Genomic DNA, 6,287 nt, shown 5'->3' with positions numbered 1-6,287 from the left:
TCATCGCAGCGTTTAACTGTTCCACTGTTGAATTAGCATTGTCACGGACCTTGCGGCCTGCATTCATTGCTTGTTGTAATGCGGCAAATGAATCAACACTGTAATCACTTGCTGCATATGGTAAGCCACTGATAATTGTTTGTTGTAATTGATCACGTGCGGCAGCTGTATCTGCTACTGATGGTGCTGCTAATTGTGTAATTGCAGCTTGAATATCATTCATCGCAGCGTTTAACTGTTCCACTGTTGAATTAGCATTGTCACGGACCTTGCGGCCTGCATTCATTGCTTGTTGTAATGCGGCAAATGAATCAACACTGTAATCACTTGCTGCATATGGTAAGCCGCTGATAATTGTTTGTTGTAATTGATCACGTGCTGATGATACCCCAGCAGATCCGCCAGCGGCAGGAACAGCACTAATATTAGTTAGTAGTGTTCCTGATACCCAGCCACCATTATCGATTTGATACCAATTAGCATTCCCACCAACAGGTTGACCATTAGTAATTTGCGCGGTGATATTAACGGTTTGATTACCACTTAAACTACCTATAATATCTGCATACGTATTCGTATATTGGCGAATATTAGCATAACCAGTAGTTGTGGCTGTTCCAATAAGAGGCGTATTATTATAATTTGCAATCGTATTTTGACCATAACCGTTGTTAGTAATTCCAGTCAAATCAACGTTACCATCAAGACTATTACCACCATATGATGAGGTAAATTGCCAGATTGCTAGACCTGGGATATATGGCATTTGAAAGCCAGGATATGGTGAGTCTTGACCCGTAATATACCACATTGGTGGCCGATATACTGAGCCATTTAATGGATAATCAGCATCCCATAAAGTAAAGCCAAATTTTTGTACTACCGCATTAACATCAAGATAATTTTTAAAGTAATTTGCACCACTGTAAAGCATTGGTGTGTATCCTGCTGCTTTAATTAAATTCATTGCTGAAATAACCGTCGCTGTGTTAGCAATTACATTTCTACTTGCACCTTGTTCATAATCAATTGCAACGATTGAACCCTTAGGAGTCGTAACTTCTGATAAAAAATGCTGTACTGCTAAGTCACCTAAGCGAGTATCACCACCAACTTGGAACCAAATATATGTATGCGCCGCTTTACCTCGTGCTAAGGCACTAGCCACTTGTGGTTGATATGATGATTGTTCATACATCCGAGGTGTCCCATTACTATTCCAACCAACAACTCCACCAACTTGTGAAATCATAAAGGCATCATTATTTGAACCATAACCTAAATAAGCACCTTGACCGTTATTTAGTGACCAATCAACTCCTGTCCGTGCTGCATTAACATGTGCTGCACTTAGCGGTGTCCCTATAGTGGTTGTCAGCAAAACTGCAATCCCAACTATCAGTGTTCCCTTCTTCATACCATCCTCCATATTTTGCACGATTGTTTCGATTTTTATTTTATTTAAATTATTTTAAATATTAATCGTACCTTTTAATTTTACTAAACTTTTAGCTAATTAATTATTTCATTTGTCTTACAAAAACATCTGCATATATAAACAACAAATAACCCGACTGGGCTTAAAAATTCCAATCGGGTTATTTTAACATCTAGTCGCCTTTTAACAGACTTTGTTTCTTAAATTATTATAACCGTTTTTTTAATATCCAAAATAACATCACAATAATTATTGCTAAAACACCTACAGCAATTTTCTAACCAAGATACCGCGGTTGATTTATCGTTGACGTTGGTTTCACCGTAGCATGTAAATCTTTAGTTTGCGTTTGCTTGGCTAAGGTAACCACTTGTTGGGTGGTAACTTTTTGTTGGCCGTTAGTCCCCTCAATTGTCACGGTGTATTTACCAGGTGTTAAAGCTTTTAAGCCCGTTAACTCGTAAGCCACATTGGAATTGGGAGCCAAAGTTATCCCGGTATAAGTGTGCTTAGCAAACTCTTTTTTATCCTTAGTAATCGTCACATTAAGCTTAGCATTACGCAAAATTGCGGCTTGGGAATTGACGAGCTTAACAGCTAAGTTCGGATCACCGGTATTAATATTCTTGTGATACGTGACTTTATCCAGGGCTAAGCGTGGTTTAACGGCATGGCCCACTTCTAACTCCACCCCAGTTAAATATGAATATGTGAAGTTAATCCCTGGTTGATTACTGACTAATGCCTTACCATGTTGATCAACGTTTTCAAAATACTAGCCACCCAGAATTATGCCGTTAAAATTTTGGTCAATCTTGGCATGTACACGCGCTGTCACAGTCTTAGAATTATGAGCGGGAATCATTACGACGGCCGGCCCGTTAATCGTCACCAACTTATTTAACGGATATTGTAAGCTCGGGTCAGCTTGTGGCGCTTTATTCCCAGTTACATAGGCAATCCCACCATTAGTACTCGTATAGGCATTATTGAATTGCTGGCGCACATAGATTGGTTGCGAGCCTGAGTTACTAATGACACTACTAATAGTTTGTGGTTTACCGGGGATGACCTTAATGTCAAAATAGCTAACTTGTGGATTGACTTGGGTAGCCGTTAACTGCGGAGCGACGGCATAACTGGCACCTTGGTTGATCTCAGCATGGACGGGGATGGCCCAGAAAATACTACATAATATAGCTAGATATAGACTAGTATGAATTAATTTTTGTTTTAACATATTTCACTCACTCAGATTTATTTATAATAATTTAATTATATAATAAAAACCTATCAATTCACATTTTGAAATGATAGGTTTTATACGATTGTATTTATTTTAAGGCATATAGCTTCAAATTACGGTTACTAAACTAACTTAAAGATGCACAATCCGGATTTCCCAATAAATAGGCAATACCTATGGCGTATTACTAAGGGTGAGGTTAACCGTTGCGTCATTCCATGACATAATTTTGGTTGGCGTATTATTTGTTAATAACTGTAAAAAATTTTTATTATTACTTGGGTTAGTATTACTGTAGTTACCATTTGTGTAGTAAAGGGGGACTGTCTGGTGACCGGCTAATGTTAAGCCAGCTGAAGTTGCTGTAATAGAAAAATTTTTCCCCGCGGTATAGTTATCAAGGAATGCATTCCAAGTACTACCATAAACGTAATTTTTCTGTACCTTACCTAAATCAAATGTTTGATTATCTTTTGGAATATTACTGTTGGTTCCATCGGCCTGATAAAATTTGATTGGTTGCCACGTACCGTCATTAGTATGAAATGCCAACGGTTTGGGTCCGATTTCCGCTATCGCCGTCCCCGCTGGATCATTGGTTGCCCCTGAATTTGCTGCAACTAAATTACTATCACTTTCGGTAAATGTAACGGTATTCGTTGCGGTCGCAGTTGGAATCGTTAACGTCCAATTTCCAGTATTGCTATCTGTTTGTGGCGTAAATGTGCCACCATTTAAATTGGCTGTAATGGTGTCTCCCTTTTGTGCTAGGGACCCCGTAATCGTATAACTGCCATCACTATTCCAGGTACGAGAATTAACTGTTGGTTTCAGGTCTTTGACATCCAGTGATAATGTGGCTTGCGGTTTAACATAGTATAAATCAGGATATTTATCACTATTATCAGGCCTTTGATAAACAAAATCTGTTGCTAGGACTAAATTTTCATTCGTGAGATTTAGATTTAATCCTTTAGGGTAACCATTTGCTGTCGGCTTTGTCCGTAGACCATTTACGTTAATATTTGGCGTATTCACTTTATCTCCAGGTTTTCCACTTTATTCAGTAACTACATTGCCACCTTGATTTTTGAAATGTGTGTCAACTACAAAGTAATCACCAATTGATACTGTTGGCTGACCATGTGTTATATTATTTTTATATTGTTTACCACTAAATTCACTAGGCAAGTTAGTAGGCGGCTTCGGCACAGTCTTTCCATCCAATTGCAAGTTACTACCAACGCGGGTGTATTTTAATCCCCCTAGTGGTGCGTCGGTTTGTGACTGAAATAAATCAAAAATTGTATCACCAACTGTACTGCCTGGATAACCGCCCGCAGTAAATGTTGCCGATTGATTTAATGGTTGTAGTGGATTAAGTGTTGGAAACTTCAAAGTAGCTTGCTTACTTATTGGAAAAAGAATTTGCGTTGTTAGCGGCGTTATCTTACCATTACGCACATAATTTGCGTATACTGTTCCAAAAGTAAGCCCAAAATCTGACGGTAGTGGATTTGGTATTTGGCTTGGTGTCGACAACATGACACTAGTTGGTTGCTGGCTATTAGATGGATTCGTCTTTCCTGGATATAATGGGACTTTTTGTAAAATATTAGTATTGCTAGGTACACCTATCGATATGGATGCAAATTCAGGCGTTGGTGCTGGTGCCGCAACAGCATCAGCTTTGACACTTACACCACCTAGCACTACCCCAGCAGCTATAATTAGCGCTCCTAAACTGTGTTTAATTATTTTTTCATAACGGCCCCTTTACACCATTTATGTTAATTTTCAGATATACCATCATTGTCATCTTTTCTCCGGCGTTTAAAAATCACCCATAGTAATACCAAGATTACCAACACTAAGATACTTGAGATGATAATCCAGGCCCCTGGTAGTGGCTTTTTATAAACCACAATTTGTTGATTTAGTTTCTTAGTATCAGTAGCTGTGATCTCAAAATCACGGGTTAAATGCCATTTTTGCATTCCTGAAATCCCATCAACGACCGCCCGGTATTTACCAGGGGTTAAATTTTGCTTACCAGCGGGGATAAATTCTTCAAAATTTGAGTTGGGCGCCATTGCTTGATTGGTGGCCAAAATTTGCTTATTCCCCTTTAAGCGATAAATCTTAGTTGCCGTAGTTAAATTAGCTAAAATACCAGGATTGGGATTTTGTAGTGTCACCCCGACTCCTAAAACATTGTTATTAACGGTGGCCCGCGCCTTTGGTAACTTCAAATCACCGAGAACTTTAGGTCCTTTTTGCAGACCAATACTGGTCACGTAGGCATAGTTATTTTTAATCGCCACCCCTTGTTGAATCTTGTGGGTTCCATTGGTTTTTTGCACAAAATACCATGATCCCAACACTTCACCATTGAATTCTTTAGGCAAATCACTCTTAATTTGTGCAGTTACAACGACTGATGAGTTCGGCTTAATGGTAAATTTTTCAGGTGACAAAAGCGTCACAAAATCGGTCAACTTAAACCGGAATGTCTTATCAAAAGTAATCGGTTTTTCCGTTGGTTCATAACCGATGTTACCGGAATTAGTTGTATAGGCCGTAATAATTTGTTGTTGTAAGGTTAATGGTTGCTTGCTTTGGTTAAAAACCTTAACTTGAATCTTTTGCGCAAAATGTTACCCAACGTTTAATTCAAAATAAGCATTATTTTGATTGAGTTGATTCTCAGTTGGGAGGACTTGAATATAATATGCGGGTCCCGTGGGATTAGTAGCTGATACTGAATGATTAGTAAATACGAATGTGAAGATGGTAGCGCATAGAAATGCCCAAAATATTTTTTGAAAGTGCTTTTTTTGAATGGTTGCCATGATAGCTCCTAGTATAGATGTTGATTAGTTATTAGTAAAAAAGACTGGCTCATTGATTAAAGTCCAGTCTTTTTTATGTTAACTATTGGTTTGATTGTGCTTGTTGTACTGTCCATGTGATAGTTGATTTGTAGGTGTCCCCTGGTTGAACAATACTTGCAACATTATCTAGTAAGGTTAATATTGTAGTATTGTCCGGAAAGTTAATAGATGTAATTCCATAACCAAAGCCTTGGTTTGCTCTAACTAATATTGTTGGATTTGAAGTCAACTGTGTCGGTGATGTTACAGCAATAAATTCTCCATTCGGACTTTTATCATCCGGCTTAGTATCGTTACTATTAAAAATATCAGGTACACCTAATGTTAACAACGTTTTAGCACCAGATGTACCGTTTAATGTAAATTGGGTTGCACTTGCACTAAATCGCCAACCAGCAGATAATCTATTTACTATAGGTCGATTATCATCTATTTGTACATAGTGGAAATTACGTCCAGCTATTGAATTTGGGTGAATAGAATTTGAAATATTTCCTAAATCCCCCCTGATGTTATCTATTAATTTACTAAAGCTAACACTTTAATTAAAGCCATAACTTTATTCAAATAGTAATATAGCACAATATAATGAATTTTACAAAATATTTTTGTATATTTCTATAACAAATAGTTATGAATATTAAATTATATGTTGCATATAGTAATTATAATACACGCATTTATCTTTACATAACAATTTGCTTTAAAA

8 protein-coding genes are annotated in these 6,287 nt (G+C 37.6%); all 8 read right to left on the bottom strand.

The features are described 5' to 3' along the window. Positions 1–1,417: GH25 family lysozyme (locus HF964_RS08290; RefSeq protein WP_276508948.1), on the bottom strand; the 1,417-nt coding region annotated here is incomplete at its 3' end. 298 nt (positions 1,418–1,715) lie between these two features. Continuing rightward, entirely contained in the window at positions 1,716–2,159 is a 444-nt protein-coding gene (locus HF964_RS08285) for a WxL protein host-binding domain-containing protein (protein ID WP_338091103.1), read from the bottom strand. A gap of 54 nt (positions 2,160–2,213) precedes the next feature. Then, on the bottom strand, positions 2,214–2,678 hold the full coding sequence (locus HF964_RS08280; RefSeq protein ID WP_168722582.1) for a DUF916 domain-containing protein: 465 nt from the start codon (positions 2,676–2,678) through the stop codon (positions 2,214–2,216). 180 nt (positions 2,679–2,858) lie between these two features. Then, entirely contained in the window at positions 2,859–3,722 is an 864-nt protein-coding gene (locus HF964_RS08275) for a hypothetical protein (RefSeq protein ID WP_168722581.1), read from the bottom strand. Positions 3,723–3,743: 21 nt separating this feature from the next. Further along, a complete protein-coding gene (locus tag HF964_RS08270; RefSeq protein ID WP_168722580.1) occupies positions 3,744–4,397 on the bottom strand; it encodes a hypothetical protein in 654 nt (217 codons plus the stop codon). A 77-nt stretch (positions 4,398–4,474) separates the two neighbouring features. Next, complete coding sequence (locus HF964_RS08265; protein ID WP_338091101.1) at positions 4,475–5,326, bottom strand: DUF3324 domain-containing protein; 852 nt, start codon at positions 5,324–5,326, stop codon at positions 4,475–4,477. A gap of 15 nt (positions 5,327–5,341) precedes the next feature. Continuing rightward, complete coding sequence (locus HF964_RS08260) at positions 5,342–5,536, bottom strand: hypothetical protein (protein ID WP_168722578.1); 195 nt, start codon at positions 5,534–5,536, stop codon at positions 5,342–5,344. Between the two features lie 82 nt (positions 5,537–5,618). After that, positions 5,619–6,041 (bottom strand): WxL domain-containing protein, encoded by a 423-nt coding sequence (locus HF964_RS08255; RefSeq protein ID WP_338091100.1) that lies wholly within the window; start codon positions 6,039–6,041, stop codon positions 5,619–5,621. Positions 6,042–6,287: the final 246 nt, after the last annotated feature.

Source organism: Periweissella fabalis (genome assembly GCF_012396505.1).
In the GTDB taxonomy this organism is placed as follows: Bacteria; Bacillota; Bacilli; order Lactobacillales; family Lactobacillaceae; genus Periweissella; species Periweissella fabalis.
This window is presented reverse-complemented; position numbering and strand designations above follow the sequence as displayed.

Coding starts and splice junctions, on each gene's coding strand:
- HF964_RS08280 (WP_168722582.1), bottom strand. CDS start 2,678: ATGTTAAAACAAAAATTAATTCATACTAGTCTATATCTAGCTATATTA.
- HF964_RS08260 (WP_168722578.1), bottom strand. CDS start 5,536: ATGGCAACCATTCAAAAAAAGCACTTTCAAAAAATATTTTGGGCATTT.